The organism is Streptomyces chryseus, assembly GCF_014650755.1.
GTDB lineage: Bacteria > Actinomycetota > Actinomycetes > Streptomycetales > Streptomycetaceae > Streptomyces > Streptomyces chryseus.
This window is the reverse complement of the sequence record NZ_BMVO01000030.1, coordinates 32,561-49,578: the sequence shown is the minus strand read 5'-3', so window position 1 is coordinate 49,578 and position 17,018 is coordinate 32,561. Positions and strand designations below refer to the sequence as shown.

At 68.9% G+C, this 17,018-nt stretch carries 12 protein-coding genes; 10 read left to right on the top strand and 2 right to left on the bottom strand.

What is annotated here, in order from left to right; genetic code table 11:
- Positions 1-13 precede the first annotated feature (13 nt).
- Positions 14-5,206, top strand: coding sequence for an Eco57I restriction-modification methylase domain-containing protein (locus IE185_RS29250; protein WP_189716333.1), 5,193 nt, complete (start codon positions 14-16; stop codon positions 5,204-5,206).
- A 60-nt stretch (positions 5,207-5,266) separates the two neighbouring features.
- Here IE185_RS29250 and IE185_RS29245 read toward each other — a convergent pair whose 3' ends face one another.
- Both IE185_RS29245 and IE185_RS29240 read right to left on the bottom strand, forming a co-directional pair.
- Complete coding sequence (locus tag IE185_RS29245) at positions 5,267-5,470, bottom strand: DUF397 domain-containing protein (RefSeq protein WP_138898649.1); 204 nt, start codon at positions 5,468-5,470, stop codon at positions 5,267-5,269.
- The gene (locus IE185_RS29240; protein ID WP_138898650.1) at positions 5,458-6,333 is read right to left on the bottom strand and encodes a helix-turn-helix domain-containing protein; all 876 of its coding nucleotides are present in this window, start codon (positions 6,331-6,333) and stop codon (positions 5,458-5,460) included. Before IE185_RS29240 ends, IE185_RS29245 begins: the two co-directional genes overlap by 13 nt.
- 149 nt (positions 6,334-6,482) lie before the next feature.
- Between IE185_RS29240 and IE185_RS29235 the strand changes: the two genes are divergently transcribed.
- The 9 genes from IE185_RS29235 (at position 6,483) to IE185_RS29195 (ending at position 16,971) form a co-directional block, all read left to right on the top strand.
- Positions 6,483-7,061, top strand: coding sequence for an ATP-binding protein (locus IE185_RS29235; protein WP_138898651.1), 579 nt, complete (start codon positions 6,483-6,485; stop codon positions 7,059-7,061).
- Between the two features lie 52 nt (positions 7,062-7,113).
- Positions 7,114-7,539 carry an effector-associated constant component EACC1 gene (locus IE185_RS29230; protein WP_138898652.1) on the top strand — a complete coding sequence of 142 codons (426 nt, stop codon included), beginning with the start codon at positions 7,114-7,116 and terminating at the stop codon, positions 7,537-7,539.
- Positions 7,540-7,545: 6 nt separating this feature from the next.
- On the top strand, positions 7,546-11,457 hold the full coding sequence (locus IE185_RS29225; protein ID WP_189716331.1) for a caspase, EACC1-associated type: 3,912 nt from the start codon (positions 7,546-7,548) through the stop codon (positions 11,455-11,457).
- 265 nt (positions 11,458-11,722) lie between these two features.
- Complete coding sequence (locus tag IE185_RS29220; RefSeq protein ID WP_138895673.1) at positions 11,723-12,028, top strand: DUF6317 family protein; 306 nt, start codon at positions 11,723-11,725, stop codon at positions 12,026-12,028.
- Positions 12,028-12,720 (top strand): hypothetical protein, encoded by a 693-nt coding sequence (locus IE185_RS29215; protein WP_189716329.1) that lies wholly within the window; start codon positions 12,028-12,030, stop codon positions 12,718-12,720. The genes IE185_RS29220 and IE185_RS29215 overlap by 1 nt, the downstream gene beginning before the upstream one ends.
- A 21-nt stretch (positions 12,721-12,741) precedes the next feature.
- Positions 12,742-14,262, top strand: coding sequence for a hypothetical protein (locus IE185_RS29210; RefSeq protein ID WP_138895672.1), 1,521 nt, complete (start codon positions 12,742-12,744; stop codon positions 14,260-14,262).
- Entirely contained in the window at positions 14,249-14,818 is a 570-nt protein-coding gene (locus IE185_RS29205) for a hypothetical protein (RefSeq protein WP_138895671.1), read from the top strand. The genes IE185_RS29210 and IE185_RS29205 overlap by 14 nt, the downstream gene beginning before the upstream one ends.
- Positions 14,819-15,121: 303 nt before the next feature.
- Positions 15,122-16,336 carry an AAA family ATPase gene (locus IE185_RS29200; RefSeq protein ID WP_138895670.1) on the top strand — a complete coding sequence of 405 codons (1,215 nt, stop codon included), beginning with the start codon at positions 15,122-15,124 and terminating at the stop codon, positions 16,334-16,336.
- Complete coding sequence (locus IE185_RS29195) at positions 16,333-16,971, top strand: hypothetical protein (RefSeq protein WP_138895669.1); 639 nt, start codon at positions 16,333-16,335, stop codon at positions 16,969-16,971. The genes IE185_RS29200 and IE185_RS29195 overlap by 4 nt, the downstream gene beginning before the upstream one ends.
- The last annotated feature ends 47 nt before the right edge of the window (positions 16,972-17,018 follow it).

Below are 17,018 nucleotides of genomic sequence, written 5' to 3'. Positions count from 1 at the left end.
GAGAAGCCCTGTCATGACGTACGACTCCCTGGTCAACCGCGGCGACTACTTCTCGGCCCACTATCTGGCCGAGGTGCTGCCGAAGGACCTCAAGTCGGGCCTGCTGCAGGCGTGGAAGGAACGCGAGGAGGCGGCGAAGCCGCCCGCCGGGGACCCGCGCGGCACGGAGGCCGAGCTCCTCGCCACGGCGGCGACCGGCGGCGGCGAGCTGCCGGTGACCCCCCGGGCCGGGCTGCGGGCGCTGCGCCGCGACTACTTCCGGGCCCGGTCCTTCTTCGCCCTGCCGGAGGACGAGGACGGCATCCGCACCGTACGGGAGCTCGACGAGGAGAGGGCGACTTACGGCGACCCGAAGTGGCGGGACCGGGTACGGGCGCTCAACGCCGAGGTGCTGCGTGCCCTCGGGTACGACGCCAAGCCGCGCACGCTCACCGTGACACGCGCCGGACAGACGTACGAGATCCCGGTCGCGCACGCCGAGAAGGGCCTGGTCGCGCTGGACTGCGGCTGGGCCGCCGAGCCGGACGCCGCCCTCGACAAGAAGGGCCGGGGACGGCTGCTGGAGCCCGTGCCGCTCGACGGTCCGGCTCCGGTGGAGACCGGCGACAAGCTGGCCAAGTTCCTGTTCGCCTGCGAGGAAGTCGGCGGCGACCACCCGCCCCGGTACGTGCTGCTGCTCGGCGGCGGCGTGATCGTCCTCGCCGACCGCGCCGTGTGGGGCGAGAGCCGCTACCTCGGCGTCTCCCTGGACACGGCGCTCCAGCGCAACGACACCCGGTCGGGCGGCGAACTCGACACGGTGGCGGCGCTGTTCGGCGCGGACTCGCTGCGCACTCCGCAGGAGGGCGGCGACAACCCGCTCTCCGAGCTCGTCGGCAAGTCCGCGAAGCACGCGGTGGGCGTGTCCAGCGAGCTGCGCGACGGCTTGCGCAAGAGCGTCGAGCTGATCGCGGGCGAGGTGCTGGAGCGACTGCGCGAACAGGGCGTACGCCCGGAGGACGTCTACGAACTCCCGGAACTGGGACGCCGCTTGACCCGCGAGTCACTGCGCTATCTCTACCGGATCCTGTTCCTCCTGTACGCGGAGGCCCGCCCCGAGCTGGGCATCCTGCCGTCCGATTATCCCGAGTACCAGCAGGGGTACGGGCTCGGCCGGCTCGGTGAGCTGATCGCCGACCGGGAGCCGGTCGGCGACACCGCCCGCAAGGGCTTCTACCTGTACGAGTCCCTGGACCTGCTCTTCCGCAAGGTGCAGGACGGCTACCGCCCGCGCCGCACCCACGGCGTGGAGCCGGCCCCCGAGGGCGTCGACGCGAAGACCAGCGAGGACGTCGGCCTGCGCTTCGAACCGCTGCACAGCAAGCTGTTCGAGCGGGAGTCGATCCGGCTGATCGGCGCCGACTGCCACCCCGACCCGCGCTTCGACTCCGACGAGGCCCTGGCCCGGGGCGAGTCCGTCCGCTACCTCGACACCCGGCTGCGCAACGCCACGCTCCACCAGGTGCTGCACAGCCTGATGATCACCCAGGGGAAGCGGGGCGAGCGCGGTGGCTTCATCTCGTACGCGCAGCTCGGCATCAACCAGCTCGGCGCGGTGTACGAGGGCCTCATGTCGTACAGCGGCTTCATCGCGGGCGAGGAGCTGTACGAGGTCGCCAAGGGCGGCGACCCGAAGGACGGCTCCTGGCTGGTCCCCCAGTCGGAGATCGGCAAGTACGAGGACGCGGTGTTCGTGCGGCGCCGTGACAAGCACACGGGCGAGGACGTCCGGGTGCGGTACGCGCCCGGCTCGTTCGTGTACCGCCTCTCCGGCCGCGACCGGCAGACCTCGGCCTCGTACTACACGCCGGAGTCGCTGACGAAGGTCACCGTGCAGCTCGCCCTCCAGCACCGCCTGACCGAGGAGACGGAGGCGCGGGAGCTGCTGGACTGGAAGATCTGCGAGCCGGCCCTCGGGTCGGGCGCGTTCCTCAACGAGGCGATCAACCAGGTCGCGGCGGAGTACCTGCGGCGCAGGCAGGGCGAGCTGGGGCGGTCGATCGACACGGAGCAGTACGCCGTCGAGCTCCAGAAGGCCAAGGCGTACGTCGCGCTGCACAACTCGTACGGCGTCGACCTCAACGAGACGGCCGTGGAACTGGCCGAGGTCTCCCTGTGGCTCAACACCATGCACCCCGGCATGGAGGCCCCCTGGTTCGGCCTGCACCTGCGGCGCGGCAACTCCCTGATCGGCGGACGGCGGGAGGTGTACGGCGCCGAACGCCTGAAGAAGGGTGGCTGGCTCGGGGCCACTCCGGAGCGGTTCGCGTTGGCGGACGCGGTGGCCGGTGACCGGCTGCCGGAGGGCGCGGTGCACCACTTCCTCCTCCCGGCAAAGGAGTGGGGCGCGGTCGCGGCCGAGAAGGAGGCGAGGGCGCTCGCACCGGAGGCCGCGAAGGCGCTGGGCGCGTGGCGGAAGGCGGTCACGAAGTCACCGACGGTGAAGCAGACGACTCGGCTCCAGGGGCTGGCCCGGCGGGCCGAGTACCTGTGGGACCTGGTCGTACGGCGGCTGGAGCTGTCGGAGCGGGACATCTCGCGGCGCATCCAGGTGTGGGGCGCGGAGGGCGACTGGCTGCGGCGGCCCGAGGTCGCGGTGCAGCGGGACGCGGTACTGGCCGACCTCCAGGCGGAGGACACCCCGTACTGGCGGCTCAAGACGCTCATGGACACGTGGTGCGCGCTGTGGTTCTGGCCGGTGCAGAGCGCGTCGCTGCTGGACGGTACGGACGAGCGGTACGCGCGGGCGGAGGCGCTGGCCGAACGGGCGGCGGAGTTCGAGGCGGTGGGGGTTTCGTCTGCGGTCGGTGAGGAGGGTGGAGCCGGCGCGGAGGACTCCGGTGTCCTGATGGCCTGGGAGGCGGACGCCCTGCCGGGCTTCACCGCCGAGCCGAAGCAGATGACGCTGACGCGGGATTCGGTGTCGCGTCGCCGCACGGGCCGCCGCGCTGAGCAGCTCAAGGGGCAGCGCCGCAACGTCATTCCGTTGGCGGACCTGGACGACTGGCTCGACTTCGCGGAGGCGCTGCTGGGCACGCAGGACGTGCCGAGTGAGTCGCTGGTGTCGACGTTCGAGACGCTGGACGACCTGTCGGTGTACGAGGACGCGCTGCCCGAGTGGATGGGCATGGAGCGGTTCCACTGGCTGGAGAACCGGTTCCTGTGGGCGGCCACGGCGAAGGACGTGGCGAAGGCGCAGGGGTTCTTCCACTGGGAGTTGGAGTTCGCGCAGGTGTTTGCGCGGGGTGGGTTTGATTTGCAGGTGGGGAATCCGCCTTGGGTCAGGCCTACTTGGCAGGAGGATCAAATCCTTGCCGAGTTGGAGCCGTGGTTCGTGCTTGCGGAGAAGCCGAGTGCGGCGGAGTGGCGCCTGCGAAAGGAAGACGTTCTGGGCGCGCGTCCGGAAGCCCAGAATTTCCTCCTCGACGAGCTGGCCACCCACGCGGGGGTAGTTTCCATGCTCAGCAGCCCGGCCACCTATCCGCTTCTGATCGGTACCCGGAGTGACCTCTATCGGGCCTTCATGGCTCAGGTGTGGCAGCACATTGCGCCACACGGCAGCGCGGGCCTCATCCATCCCGACACGCACTTCGGCGGCGTACGCGAGGGGGCTATCCGAGCGGCGGCGTACCGGCATCTGCGGGTTCACGCGCATTTCGTTAACTCGTCCCGATGGGCCTTCGACGATCTGAACTGGTCCCAGGAATTCGGTATGCACGTCTACGGCAGGTCACAAGAGCCCGATTTCCTACACCTCAGCGAGCTCCGCGACGCTAAGGCCCTCCCCGACTCCCTGGTTCACGACGGGCGAGGAGCGACGCCCGGCATCAAACACAACGGCTCATGGGACATCAGGCCGCACCGCGAGCGCGTGGTGCACGTGGACGCCGCCCTGCTAGCCAGTTGGCAGGCGCTAACGGGCTCGACGGGTGGTGCGGCGCAGGCCCCTCTGCTGTACCCGGTCCTTGTTGGCGAGCAAGGGGCCATCGAAGCGTTGGCTGCCCATCCCAGCAACCTGACTGATTTCCATCCGATGATCGCAGGCGGATACAACGAAACCAGCGCGAGGAAGGACGGGCTGATCAGGTGGGGAAATCAGGCCGTCGCCGAGCTGACAGACGTCATCCTGCAAGGACCGCACTTCGCATCGGCGCTTCCCTTCTCGAAAGAACCGAGGATCCCCTGTCGGAGCAACAGAGACTGGGGCTTGCTCGTAACAACGGAGCTGTCCGAGACGTTTGTCCCTGTGACTAACCTCGTACGAGCCGCCGACCAGGACGCATACCTCTCGGCCCAGGATTCCTGGCTCGGCAGTCCGTATAGCCAGTATTTCCGATTGGCTTGGCGGGACATGATTCCCTTCGACAGCAGCCGCTGTCTGCATGCCGCGCTCATCCCGCCCGGTCCCGCCCACATTCACGCCGTACGGTCGATGGCTCTATCAGATAACCGTCTGACGACCCTCAATGCGGGCTTTTGGGCATCATTGCCGCTCGATTATCTGCTTCGCATCACCGGACGCGACCACCTCACGCCTGCCAACGCGAAGCAGATGCCCGCCCCTGAGCCGCAGCACCCCCTCGCGCCTGCTCTGCTCCTTCGCATTCTCCGCCTAAACGCCCTCACCATCCACTACGCCCCCCTCTGGGAGGAGTTGTTCGACCCTCGCTGGGCGGGATACGAAGACTGGGCCAACCCTCAATGGCCTTATCTAAAGCCCCTCGCCGCCGGCCTCAAACCGACCTGGGAGTACAGCACCCCCCTCCGCACCGAGCACGAGCGCCGTGCCGCGCTCATCGAAATCGACACTCTCGTCGCTGTCTGGCTCGGCATCACCGCCGACCAGCTCGTTGCGATCTTCAAGTCGCGCTACCCGCAGCTGTACGCCTACGAGTCGGCGACCTACCTCGACATCAACGGCCGCAAGATCGCGGGTGACTTCAACACATTCGGTCACGGCCAGAGCAAGCAGGATTACCTCGATTTCCTCGCCCACCTGGAGGACCCGGGGCACACCCCGCCCCCAGACGGCTACCAGGCCCCCTTCTACAAGGCCGACCGAGAGGCCGAGATGAGAGCCGCGCACGCGCACTTCCAGGCACGACTGGACGCGGAGATCGCCGCCGGACGCTGGACACCGCCCATCCGTGAAGAGTCAGCGGGATAGGGCCCTACGCGGACGGGCAGAGGTCTGCCCCCGACGCGTCGTCAGGGGCAGACCACTGGCCTACTGAGCCGCGAAGCTCACAAAAGCGGCCCAGGCGGCAGCATCAACCGCAAACCCAGAGCGGCTTGTTTCCTTGGAGTCCCGTACGTGGACAGCGTCGGGGCAGGCAGCCACCTCCACACATTCGCCGCCCGCCCCACTGCTGTAGCTGCTCTTGAACCACGTAAGACCGGGATCGCTGTAGTCAGGTTTCACGAAGGACATGTCTCTCCCAGCAGCTTCTCAACGAAAGCAAGCGATTCCCGTGGAGTGAGCCCCTGAGCACGCAGAATCCCGTACTGCTCCTCGAACTCACGCACTGAGCTGCGCTCCGTATGGAGACGGCTGTCCTTGTGCGCTTCCACGTATGCGATCCTGCGCCCTTCCCGCGTCTCGATCAAGGTGAACGGTCCGCCGAGTGCGGCATGCTCCTCACGCTTCGTCGGCAGCACCTGCAACTCGACGTTGCGTTGCTGCCCGACGAGGAGAACCTGCTCCAACTGCCCACGCAAGACACCTGCACCTCCCAGCGGCCGCCGCAATGTTGCTTCCTCGATGACGAAGCTGATGGTAGGCATGGGCATGCGGGCAAAGATGTCTTGCCGAGCCAGACGGGCAGTTACACGCTGGGTGATCGTCTCCTCACCCAGCAACGGCCGCCACATCCCGAACACCGCCCGCGCGTACTCGTCCGTCTGCAACAGGCCCGGCACCGCCTGGTTCGCGTACACATGCAACTCAACCGCCTCCGCCTCCAACCTGGCCGCATCCCGAAAGAACGCCGGATACTGCGCCCGCGCAACCTCCTCCTTCATCTCCTGGAGGACACCACCCGCGTCCAGGACCTCGTCCGCCCGGTCGATGAACTTCGGCGGCGGCACCCGGCGGCCCTGTTCGTACGCGGCGATGGTCGAGACCGAGTAGCCCGTCATCGACCCGAACTCGGGCCGCTCCAGACCCGCCCGTACGCGGAACCGCTTCAGCTGGCGCCCGAAGACGCGCAGGATGCCGGAGCCCGGTCCCGCCTCCCGCTCGTCCTCCTCCGCACCGGGCTCCTCCTCGGCAGCCACTCCCGCCGGCTCGCTCATGTGCCGCACCACCTCTCCCCGGCCAACGCGCCCCCGCGTCGGCCGTCACGCTCCGCCCCGCCTACACGCGCGGACCGGCCACGTACAGCGACCGTCCGTGTGCGCGTCGTGTCTCGTCACGGTAAAACCAGCACGTCAGCGTGGACCACATGAACAGCGAAACTTCCCCCTCCCCGGGGGCTCCGCAGCCGGCCGTCGACGCGCTCCGACACCCCGGCCCAATCCGGGAGTTCTCGATGCGCTTCACGTCCTCGCTTCGCGGGGCGCGCCTCGCCCGCCGTCTCGTCTCGCACCGGCTGGACACCTGGGGGCACCCGTACACCTGTGACGCCAACGAGACGCTGACGCTGATCACCGCCGAGCTGGCCGCCAACGCCGTACGGCACGGGCATGTCGCCGGGCGGGACTTCCACGTGCGGCTGACCGAGACCGGCGACGGCCCGCGTGTCCTGCGTGTGGAGGTCACCGACACCCGCACCGAACGCGTACCACTGCTGACGGCCCAGGAGCCGCCGGGAGACGCGGAGTCGGGGCGGGGTCTGCTCATCGTGGCGTGTATGGCGTCGCGTTGGGCGGTCGCGCCGCGCGTCGACGGTCCCGGCAAGACCGTATGGGCGGAGCTGTGGTTGCCCGGAGAACTCCCCGTACCGCCGCTGGTCAGGCACTTTCCCGCCAACCCTGACGGGTTTTCGGAAACTCGGGCGCCCGGTGTCGGACCCGCCGACTAACGTCAGCCGCTCATGCCTCCGTCAGGAGCACCGCTCACCGAGGGGAAGCGCTGTGGCCACCACGCCCGAGGACCGGACCGGGTACCGGATCTCCATCGTCGACGAGGACCCGCTGCGGGCGCGCAAGGAAGCGCGCGAGTTGCTCGCCGGGATCGCCGACGCCGATCCCGGGGCCGCCCTGGACGTTTCCCGGCAGGGCGCGGCGGCCGGCGGGACGCAGAAGGGCGGACTGTCCGCCGACACCATCGGGGTGGTGATCAGCGCCGGTTCGCTGGTCGCCGCCGGGGTGCAGATCTGGCTGGCGCGCGTGTCGCAGCGCACGATCGTCGTCCGGCGGCCCGACGGTGCGACCCTGCGCATCACCGGCAAGGAGGCCCGCGAGGACGACGAGCGGATCGAACGGTTCCTCGCGGGCGACGGCGAGACGCCGCACCGCACGGAGGACGGCGGCCTCGGCGACACCGCTGCGGCGGGCTGAGCGCGTATGGCCGAGAACGACCGGTTCGCCATGCTCATCGGCGTGTCCACGTACGACAGTGAGGCCTACCAGGACCTGCCGCCCGTACGGGCCGATCTGCATTACATGCGGGCGGTGCTGGAGAACACCGAGATCGGCATGTACAACGACTGCGCGATGGTCGCCGAGCCGACCCGCGCGCAGATGCTGCACGCCGTCGAGACGTTCCTGGAGGCACGGCAGCCCAGTGAGACGGCCCTGCTGTACTTCAGCGGGCACGGCGAGTTCTGCGAGGACGACAACCAGCTGTACTTCCTGACCCGGGACGCCGACCCGGACGACCTGCCGGGCACGGCGGTCCCGGCGGAGTTCCTGGAGCGGATGCTCCAGTCGTGCCGTGCCTCCTCGAAGCTGGTGCTGCTGGACTGCTGCTCCAGCGGCTCCGTCGTGCAGGGCTGGACCGCGAAGGGACCGGCGGAGGAACCCGCGCGGCCCGCGCCGAGCACCCTGCTGCGGCCGACGGGCGTGTACTTCATCACCGCCTCCGACGCCCTCCAGTCCGCGTCCGCGATGGCGCCGCCCGGGTCGGACCTCGGCACGTCCCGGTTCACCGGGGAGATCGTGGAAGGGCTGCGCAACGGGCGGATCAAGGGCGGCGGCTGGATCACCCCGGACGACCTCTTCGACTACCTGAACGCGCAGATGGCGCGTGACGGCGTACCGGAGGAGCAGCGTCCCACCAAGTCCACGATCAGGGCCACGCGGAGCCTGCCGTTCGCCCGGTCGGTGGCGCGGCCGGTGCACATCGCGGCGCTGCCGCGTGACGCGGCCGAGGCCGCCCGGCGCTCACCCGCCCTGCTCAAGGCCCGGGAACTGGCCGCACTGGACGCGCGGGACGGCGTCGACCCGCAGCGGCTGCTGCGGTACTACGCGCACTGCCTCACCGCCCAGGCGGCGGCCGGCATGCGGCCCGACCGTGACAGCGGGCGCGACGCGAAGTACTTCCTGCTGAGCCAGGGCGAGGAGACCATCCAGTCGGGGCGGGGCTCCACCATTCCCGCTCCCGGGCAGCTGCCCGGGCCGCGGGGCAGGGCGGGCGGTGACGCGGGGGCGCAGCAGGAGTACTGGTACGGCTATCCGGCGATCACGCTGCCCGTACGGGACGGGGGCCGGGGTCGCCGTACGGCGGTGGAGCTGGCGCCGCTGCTCATCCAGCAGATGGAACTCGCGCCGGACGAGGACGGCCGGGACGTGCTCCGGCCCAGCGGCGTGCCGTCCCTGCACACCGGTGTCGTCTCGGAGCTGCTGGACGCGGGCGACGCGGCCGACCTCGTCGCCCGCTGGCAGCCGTCGTGGCAGGAGGGCAACGACGCGCAGATGCTACGTGCCGTACGGGAGCTGCTGGAGGAGCTGGGGCTGCCGGAGCTGGAGCCGCTCGACCCGTCGGCGCTCAGCGAGCGGACGGTGATGCAGGCGCTGCGGCCCGGCGCGCACAACGCGGCCGTGCTGCTGGTGCCTTCGGGTGTGGAGGCCATCGCCACGCAGGCCCTGGTGGACAACCTGCTGCAGATGTCGACACGGACCGGGCAGATCCCCGGCACCGCGCTGGACGCGCTGCTGAGCGGCGGGGAGGACGGAGCGCGGGCCACGCCCGCCGCCGTGGTGGCTCCGGGGCCGTGCAACGAGAGCCAGGAGCTGGTGATCTCCTCGGCGATGACGCGGCCCCTCACGGTCTCGACCGGGCCGCCCGGTACGGGCAAGAGCGAGGTCGTGACGGCCGTCGTCACCACCTGTGTCGCCGCCGGGCAGTCCGTGCTGGTCGCCTCCACGAACAACGAGGCCGTGAACGTCGTCGCCGAACGCTGCGACGGCATCGCGCCGGGCCTGCTGATGCGCACGGGCAACGCCGAGGCGCTGGAGCGGGAGGCGGCGAAACTGGAACGGCTGCTCGGTGAACCCGCCCAGGCCCCGCGGCGCGGTTCCGCGACCGTGGGCGGGGAGTTGCGCAACACCCGTGGGACGGCCGACGGGCTGCGGGCGGAGGCGGCACACCGCGCCGGCGAGGAGGGGCGGCTGCTGGAGCTGCTCCGGGAGCGGGAGGAGCGGGCAACCGGGCTGGACTTGCCGCTGCCGCTCCTGGCAGGCGTCTGGGCGGCCGGTGAGGACGGCGTGGCCGCTCTGGGGCGCTGGGAGGACAGGGCGCGGAAGGTGGCGGGGGCCGGCTGGTGGCTGCTCGGTCCGTGGCGCCGGGGGCGGGCGCTCGGCGCGCTGGTCTCGGCGGTGGCGGATGCCCCGGAAGGGGACCGGCCCGGCGTGCCGTCGTGGCCGGCGTGGGCGACTGGGCGGCCGGTGCCGCCCGGTCTGCTAGAGTCGCTGGCGGACGCGGTGGCCGTGGAACGGGAGGTACGGGAGCTCGTACCCCGGCACATGGGATGGGACGAGGACGGGCTGAGGCAGTCGCGGCTGGAGACGGCGGGAGCGATGTCCGAACTGTCGGCGGAGCTGTCCCGGGCGGTGTCCGCCGAGGCACTGACGCGGGCACGCGGGCTCATGGGGCAGCGGCTCCAGGCGCTGCGGGGCCGCTCGGGGTACCAGCGGAGCCAGAAGAACCTGATGGCCCACATCAAGGGATGGGCCATCAGCACCCACTCGGTGCGGCAGCTGGAACTCGCCCCGAAGCTGTTCGACCTCGTCGTCATCGACGAGGCGAGCCAGTGCTCCATCCCTTCCGTGCTGCCGCTGTTGTTCCGGGCGCGCCGGGCGCTGATCATCGGCGACCCGATGCAGCTCGGGCACATCCCCGGCGTGTCACCACAACAGGAACAGCAAGCGCGGGTACGGGCCGGGCTGAGCGCGGCGCAGCTGGAGGACCACCGGCTCACGTACCACGTGTACTCCTCGTACCACGCGGCCGAGCAGCACGGCGACTCCGCACTCCTCCTCGACGAGCACTACCGGTGCCATCCGGCAATCGCTGATGTCGTCAACGGCTACTGCTACGCGGGCCAGTTGCGGGTGCTCACCGACGTACGACGACAGGTCCCGGCACTCGACCCGGTGGGGGCGTCCGATCCGGCGCCGGCGCTGGGCTGGGTCGACGTGCCGCACGGCGAGTCCGCGCGGGGCGGCGACGGGCGGTCCTGGCGCAACGCGGCGGAGGCGGAGGCCGTACGGCGGGTGGTGGACGAACTGCTGGCGCGGCTGCCGCAGGACGCCACGGTGGGGGTGGTCACGCCGTTCCGGGCGCAGAAGGAGGCACTGGCGCGGGTGTGGCGCGACGACGACCGGGTCCGGGTCGGAACGGTGCACGCCTTCCAGGGCGGGCAGCGCGACGTGATGGTGCTGAGCCCGGTGGCCACGCACAACACGCCGCCGAGGACGACGCACTGGGTGGCGAGCCAGGTCAACCTGTGGAACGTGGCGGTCACCCGGGCCAAGTCGCAGCTGATCACCGTGGGCGGTCACGCGTTCTGGCAGGGGCAGAGTGGTCTGCCCACGCTGCTGGCGGGGCGCTCGGTGCCACTGGGGGCGGAGGCGGATGAGGACAGCGGGCCGGTGGTGACGGCCACCTCGGTGTCCGGGTTCCGCGAGGAACTCGCCGACCGGCTCCAGCAGTACGTCGCGGGGCGCGGAATCACCGACTTGGAACGCGCAGCGGTGGTCGGCGGACACCGGGTGGACCTGCTGTTCACCGTGGCCGGGGAGAACACGGCGGTACTGATCGACCCCGGCCCGCCGCCCGGCTCCGACCCGGCGCGGCACCTGCGGCTGACCCACGCGCGGGGTGACCTGCTGACCGGACTGCCGTCCGGGGGCTACGGGGCGAAGGCGTGCCCGGTGGGCCGCGCGGTGCGGGTTCCGGCGTGGCGGATCGTGGCGGGCGAGGAAGCGCTGGCGCCGCTGTTCGACAGGGACCTGTCCGGCCCGCCATGTTCATAGACGGCGGTGGCCCAGGTCCCGCGCGCGACCACCCGCCGACGAGGTCCAGTACGCCGCCGCCTTGCCGTGGTGCGCCGGGATCAGTTCGCGCATGACCTGGCGGAGCCGCGTGAGGAGGATGTGAGCGGCGGTGATAATTTTATACGTCTCAGCCGGATTGGTTCGGCCCCGATGAGGCGGCCAGGCACGGTAGGTGACCCAACGTCAACCGTAGGGCGTGAGGGAGTTGTGTCACCGGTGTGAAGGGAAGAGGGGCAGTACGGCCATGACTGGCTACTACAGGGTTGAGCTCGACGCGCTCAGCCACCTTGCTGCTCAGCTCGATGGATGCGCGGGCGAGATGCGTTCCGCTATGAAGCTGCTGAAGGACATCGGCCCCAAGGGGTCCGGGTCGGCGGAGCTGGAGAAGGCCTGCGACGAATTCCAGGACGCGTGGGGGTACGGCATCGGCCTGATCGCTGACGCGACTGGCGGGGTCACTGAGGGGCTGACCCAAACCCAGAAGCTGTACGCGGCCCTGGAGCAGCAGGTCGCTGAAGGGTTTCGAGGGCCGGGCAAGGCCGCGAACTGATGGTGGCGCACGATACAACAGCAGCGATCCGCTTCCAGGTCCAGCAGGAGTTCCACGAGACGCCCCTCGGTATCGGTGTCGAAGAGGAAGTCCTCGACGAGCAGATGCGGCAGTTCTCTCGCGACCACTGGGGTGATCGCGAGGAGTGGGAGCCGCTTCGCAGGATGTTCGCGGGGATGCACACAGCCAACGCCCAGCAGCTTGCCTCCAGCGGCGCCATCTACCAGGCGATGGGCATCTTCCCCCTTGGCGGCACTGCTGACGGTTCCGAGCCTCCGGAGCGGGTCAGTCGTTGCACGCTACTCGTCAGCGTCCGGGAAATGGACAACCCCGATCCCACCGTCAGCGCGGCCGGGATCGTGGAGGCCCTCTCCCGTACGAACGATGGCGGGGACACCGAGCTCGTCTCCCTCCCGATGGGCCCCGCTGTGCTGAACATCGCCGGCTCTCGTGCCGTGTGGAATCTGGCCGACGGAGAGCAGGAACGCTTCCTCGTACGCATCGAGCTGTGGCTGCCGTTCCCGGCCGAGAACCGGCTGCTTCTCTTCTGCCTGAGCACCTCGGACGTCGAGGACCTCTTCATGTACCAGGCGGTACTCGCGGACATCGCCGACACGATCACCTTCGGCGACACGGAACACGCCGAGACGGACGCAGAAGCAGAAGCCGGGCTGAAGTCCGATTTCGGCTGAGGGTATCGAGGAGCGCACAACGTGAGCACGCAGGTCTACGACGCGCTGGGCTTCGACCCGGCACCAGGCACTCCGGCATCGGTGCGCCGGCTCGTCACGATCCTCAGCAAGGTCGGCAACCAGCTCAACGACGCCCATGGCACCCTGAAACGCCTGGGCAAGAGCGAAGGCATCTGGGAGGGCGAAGCGGCTGCGGGCTTCGCCAAGAAGGTCGGCGAGCTGCCCAAGTACCTCCGGGACGGGCACGGCTCACTGATGGACGCCGCGTCCGCCCTCCACAAGTGGGACGTGCAACTCACCGACTTCCAGACACTCGCCTCCCGCTACGAGGCCGACGCGGAAGCGGCGCGCCACACCCTCAAGCAGGCACAGAGCAACCCGGATCTGAAACTGGCGGGTCAGACCTTCGACACCGACGCGGCCCTGCTGGACGCCCAGGAGCGTCTCAACCACGCGGCGCAGCGAGTGAACGAAGCGACGCGGACACTGAACGGCATCATCAACACAGCGCACGAGCTGATCGAGGAACACGCGGCCGCGGCCCGCGTCGTGGCCGACGTCATACGCAGGGCCGCGGAACGGGCACCCGACCTGCCAGGACTCTTCGACCGCTTCAAGGACGCCCTGGAGGGGCTTGGCGACAAGCTCAAAATCGTCGCCGGCCTGATCCATCAGTGGCTGAAGGACCACGCCGACCTGATCTACAAGATCGGTGACTGGCTCGGCTACGCCAGCGCCGCATGCGATGTCCTCGCCATCCTCACGTCCGAGACCCTCATCGGCGCGGTCGTCTTCGAGGCCATTGGCATCGTCCTGAATGGCTGGGCCCTCGCCTTTCATGCCGGCGGCTGGGCGCTCGGCGCCGAGAAGGGCTCCTGGCTGGACATCGGCCTGGACATCGTCGGGTTTGTTCCCTTCGGTGATCTTGTGCGGGTGGGCAAGGTGGGCGTCGGGGCGTTCACCGGCGTGAAAATCCCCATGGAGGTGATCGACTTCGGGGCGAGGGCATCCGATGCGTGGAAGCGCGCGGACGACATTATTGACTCAGTCGGCGGCACGGCCAGGTACGGCGAAGTGGGCGAGAAATGGGTCATGAGGAACATGACCGACCTCGGGCAGAAGGCGCGCGCCATTCATATCACCGCCGACAATTTCACGGACCGCCTGGGTGTCGCCGTGGCCCGGCACTTCGGAGACGCCAATCTCTACAAAGCAGGAGCTGGAATCTCGGACATAGGATTCCAGAAGATGATGCCGGAGCTCATCGAGAACACTCCCCTGAGGCACATCCCGACGATCGCCGGTTCCGTCAAGCCCGTCATCGACGATTCGGGCGAGGTTGTCGGCAAATACATCGACCCACGATCCTGGCCGGCGCGGGGATACGAGGCAGCCCTGGGGTCGACCAACCTGGCCAAGGAGGGCATACGTATGGTGACTGAAGATGTCCAGTACTTGTCCGACAAGGTCCACGGCGCGGCCGATGGGGCTCGCGATACGGCGGGTCGAGTCGTCGACGACATCAGGAATGTCTTCGGATGAGGAAGAACAAGACGAGGTTGCCCGGATGACTTCCCATTATGCCGACCCTATGTGGTCCACGAGGCCGGAAAAGTCCATTGCGCGGTTGCGCGCCCGCTACCTGGCGCAATGGCTTTGGTTCCCCTTCCTGGGGGTGCTGTGGCTTGTCCCGTACTTCGTCACGCTCTGCGCCTACTTTGTATTCCTGCCTTTTGCCATGATGTGGGACATCGATACGCCCTCGCCACCCGGCAGCGGGCGCAGGTTTCGCCTGAGGCGTCGGATGTGGCTGAACCGGGCCCGAATGCGCCGAGAGCGGTCCACGGACCTGCCGTGGCTCGAGGATCAGCTGCGTGCACTGTTCGACGGCAGGAAACCGGTCCTGATGGGGCGGCAGAGCAATGGGACGCTGTGGCGCCACGGAGACGGCCGCGTAGAGATCGACGACAGCTACTTCCGGCAACTGGGCCCGGCGCGCGCGCTGGAAATCGCCCAGGAGTACCGGTACGTCCCCGCAGGCGACGTCAAACGAGAGTTGCCTGTATGGATAGTGGTGCAGCGCATGACAGAACGCTGATCGCGGCCCGCGCCGTTCGGACCTCGCGGCCCACCCTCGGCACCACCCGCGCCCCTTCCCTCCCCGTCAGGGCACGCGCAAGAAGACCTTGCGGTTCCACATGACTGAAGTACGCAAGTACCTGATGACGGTGTGACGCAAGTTGTACGCTTCGTGAAGCTCGGTGGTCAGGCGCGTCAAGTGGACTGCGCTTATGCGGAACTGAGGGGCTGTCAATACCGGCCTCGGGGGCCGTCCGCCGTGCGCCGACCAGTTCGATGACCGGGTCGTCGTCGCCCGGCTGTTCCACGATGGGCGCGAGGCTTGAACCACCGCATACTCGGTCTGACGGTGCGCAACTTCCGCACACTGACCGACACGAAGCTGCCACTCGGGCCGCTGACCGTCATGGTCGGTCCCAACGCGGCGGGCAAGTCGAATGTGCTGCACGCGCTGGAGCTCCTGGGGGACGTGACCCGGAAGGGGATCGAGCCGGCGTTCGAGGACAGGGGCGGGTTCGACGTCCTGGCGTTCCGTGGCGGCCGGAAACCGGTGTCGCGGATCTCCGTCGGCGTCGAGGGCATCTGGTCCGACTTCGCGTCGGAGGAAGCCCCGGACCGCTACGAGTTGAGCGTCTCCCGCCGGCGGCTGCGCCCCGAGCGTGGTCGCGAGCGGTACACGACGTACCGCAGGGAGCTGTTCACCCAGCATCCGGCTGAGGGCGCGGAGACATCCGTCGAGCTGACGAGTGACTCTCTGAAAGTCAGCAGTCCACTGCCGGCGGACCACATCTGGGAGTCCGTCGACGTCGGGCCGATGGCCTCGGCCATGCACCTGGACCACGCGCTGCCCACGGACGCCCCGTCCGCCCGCGCCATCGACAACGTCAGGCGCCACCTGTCCCAGATCCGGGTGTTCGACCCGGACGTACGGGAGGCCCGTAAGCCGTGGGGCATCAGCGATTCGGGCCGCTACCTGGAGAACGACGCGTCGAACCTGGCCGACTTCCTCAGAGGGCTCCAGGAGGACGGCGACGCCTGGGAGTTCCTGCTGGAAGACGTCCGCAAGGTGGTGCCGCAGATCCGTGACATCCACCTCGTCACCCCTCCCGACTTCGCGTCCCATCGAACGGCGGTGGAGCTGGAGGAGGAGGGTCTGAGGGGGCGCACCCGTCTGACGGAGGCGTCCTGGGGGACCGTCCGAATCCTGTGCATGCTCGCAATCTTCCACGACCCCGAACCCCCTCTGCTGACCTGCATCGAGGAGATCGACCACGGGATCCACCCGCACGCGCTGGGCCTCATGGCACAACGGCTCCGGGAGGCGAGCGAGCGGAGCCAGTACCTGGTCACCACGCATTCTCCGGTCTTCGTCAACGAGCTGGAGCCCGAGGAGTTCGTCCCCTGCGAACGGCGTCCCAGCGGCGCTTCCGTGATTCCCGCGCGGAAGCCCGCCGATACCCGCCGAGTGGTCGAGGTGGCCGAGTACGAACCCATTGGCAATCTCTGGTTCTCGGGTTCAGTGGGAGGGACCCTGTGAGCCGCGCCCCGCGCCGGCGGCGGTCCGTCATCGTTGTCGCCGGCGAGAGCAACAATGATCGGGAAGTCCTCCAGCACCTGATACCCGCCCTCTACCCCAGATGCCCCAAAGTCGTCGCGATCAACGACAAGATCAAGCTCGCGCCCGCGCTGCTCCAACTCAGCCCTCGGGTCGAGACACTGCGCGACAGCGCGCTGCGCATGGCGGAAGGGTGTAATGCCGAGCTCGTCGGCTTCGTCGTCCACGCCGACATGGATCAGATCTCGGACCAGAGGTACGACCAGGTGCGGGACAGAATCACGACCCAGATGCGCAAGACTCTTCCCTGCCACAGCGCACTGGCCCTCTCCGCCGTCGAGATGGAGTCGTGGCTGATGCTCTTCCCCGACGCGTTTCCGAAGGTGAGACGCGGCTGGGCCATGCGTTCTGAGGACCGTCAAAAGGACCTCACCAAGTTGGCGAATCCCAAGGAGCACCTCGAAAAGCACCTGGGCAAGCCTCGGTATCGGGAATCCGACTCCCCGAAGATCATGGCGGCGGCCGTGGATCTCGGCCACGTCATCGCACGTCCCCCCGGCAACAACAGGTCATTCCGGGACTTCGCGGATCAGTTGGCCGCCTGGAAGAAGAAATAGGGCCTCGACACCCACCAGGGGAGAGCGGGGCCCCGGTCCGCCGCCGG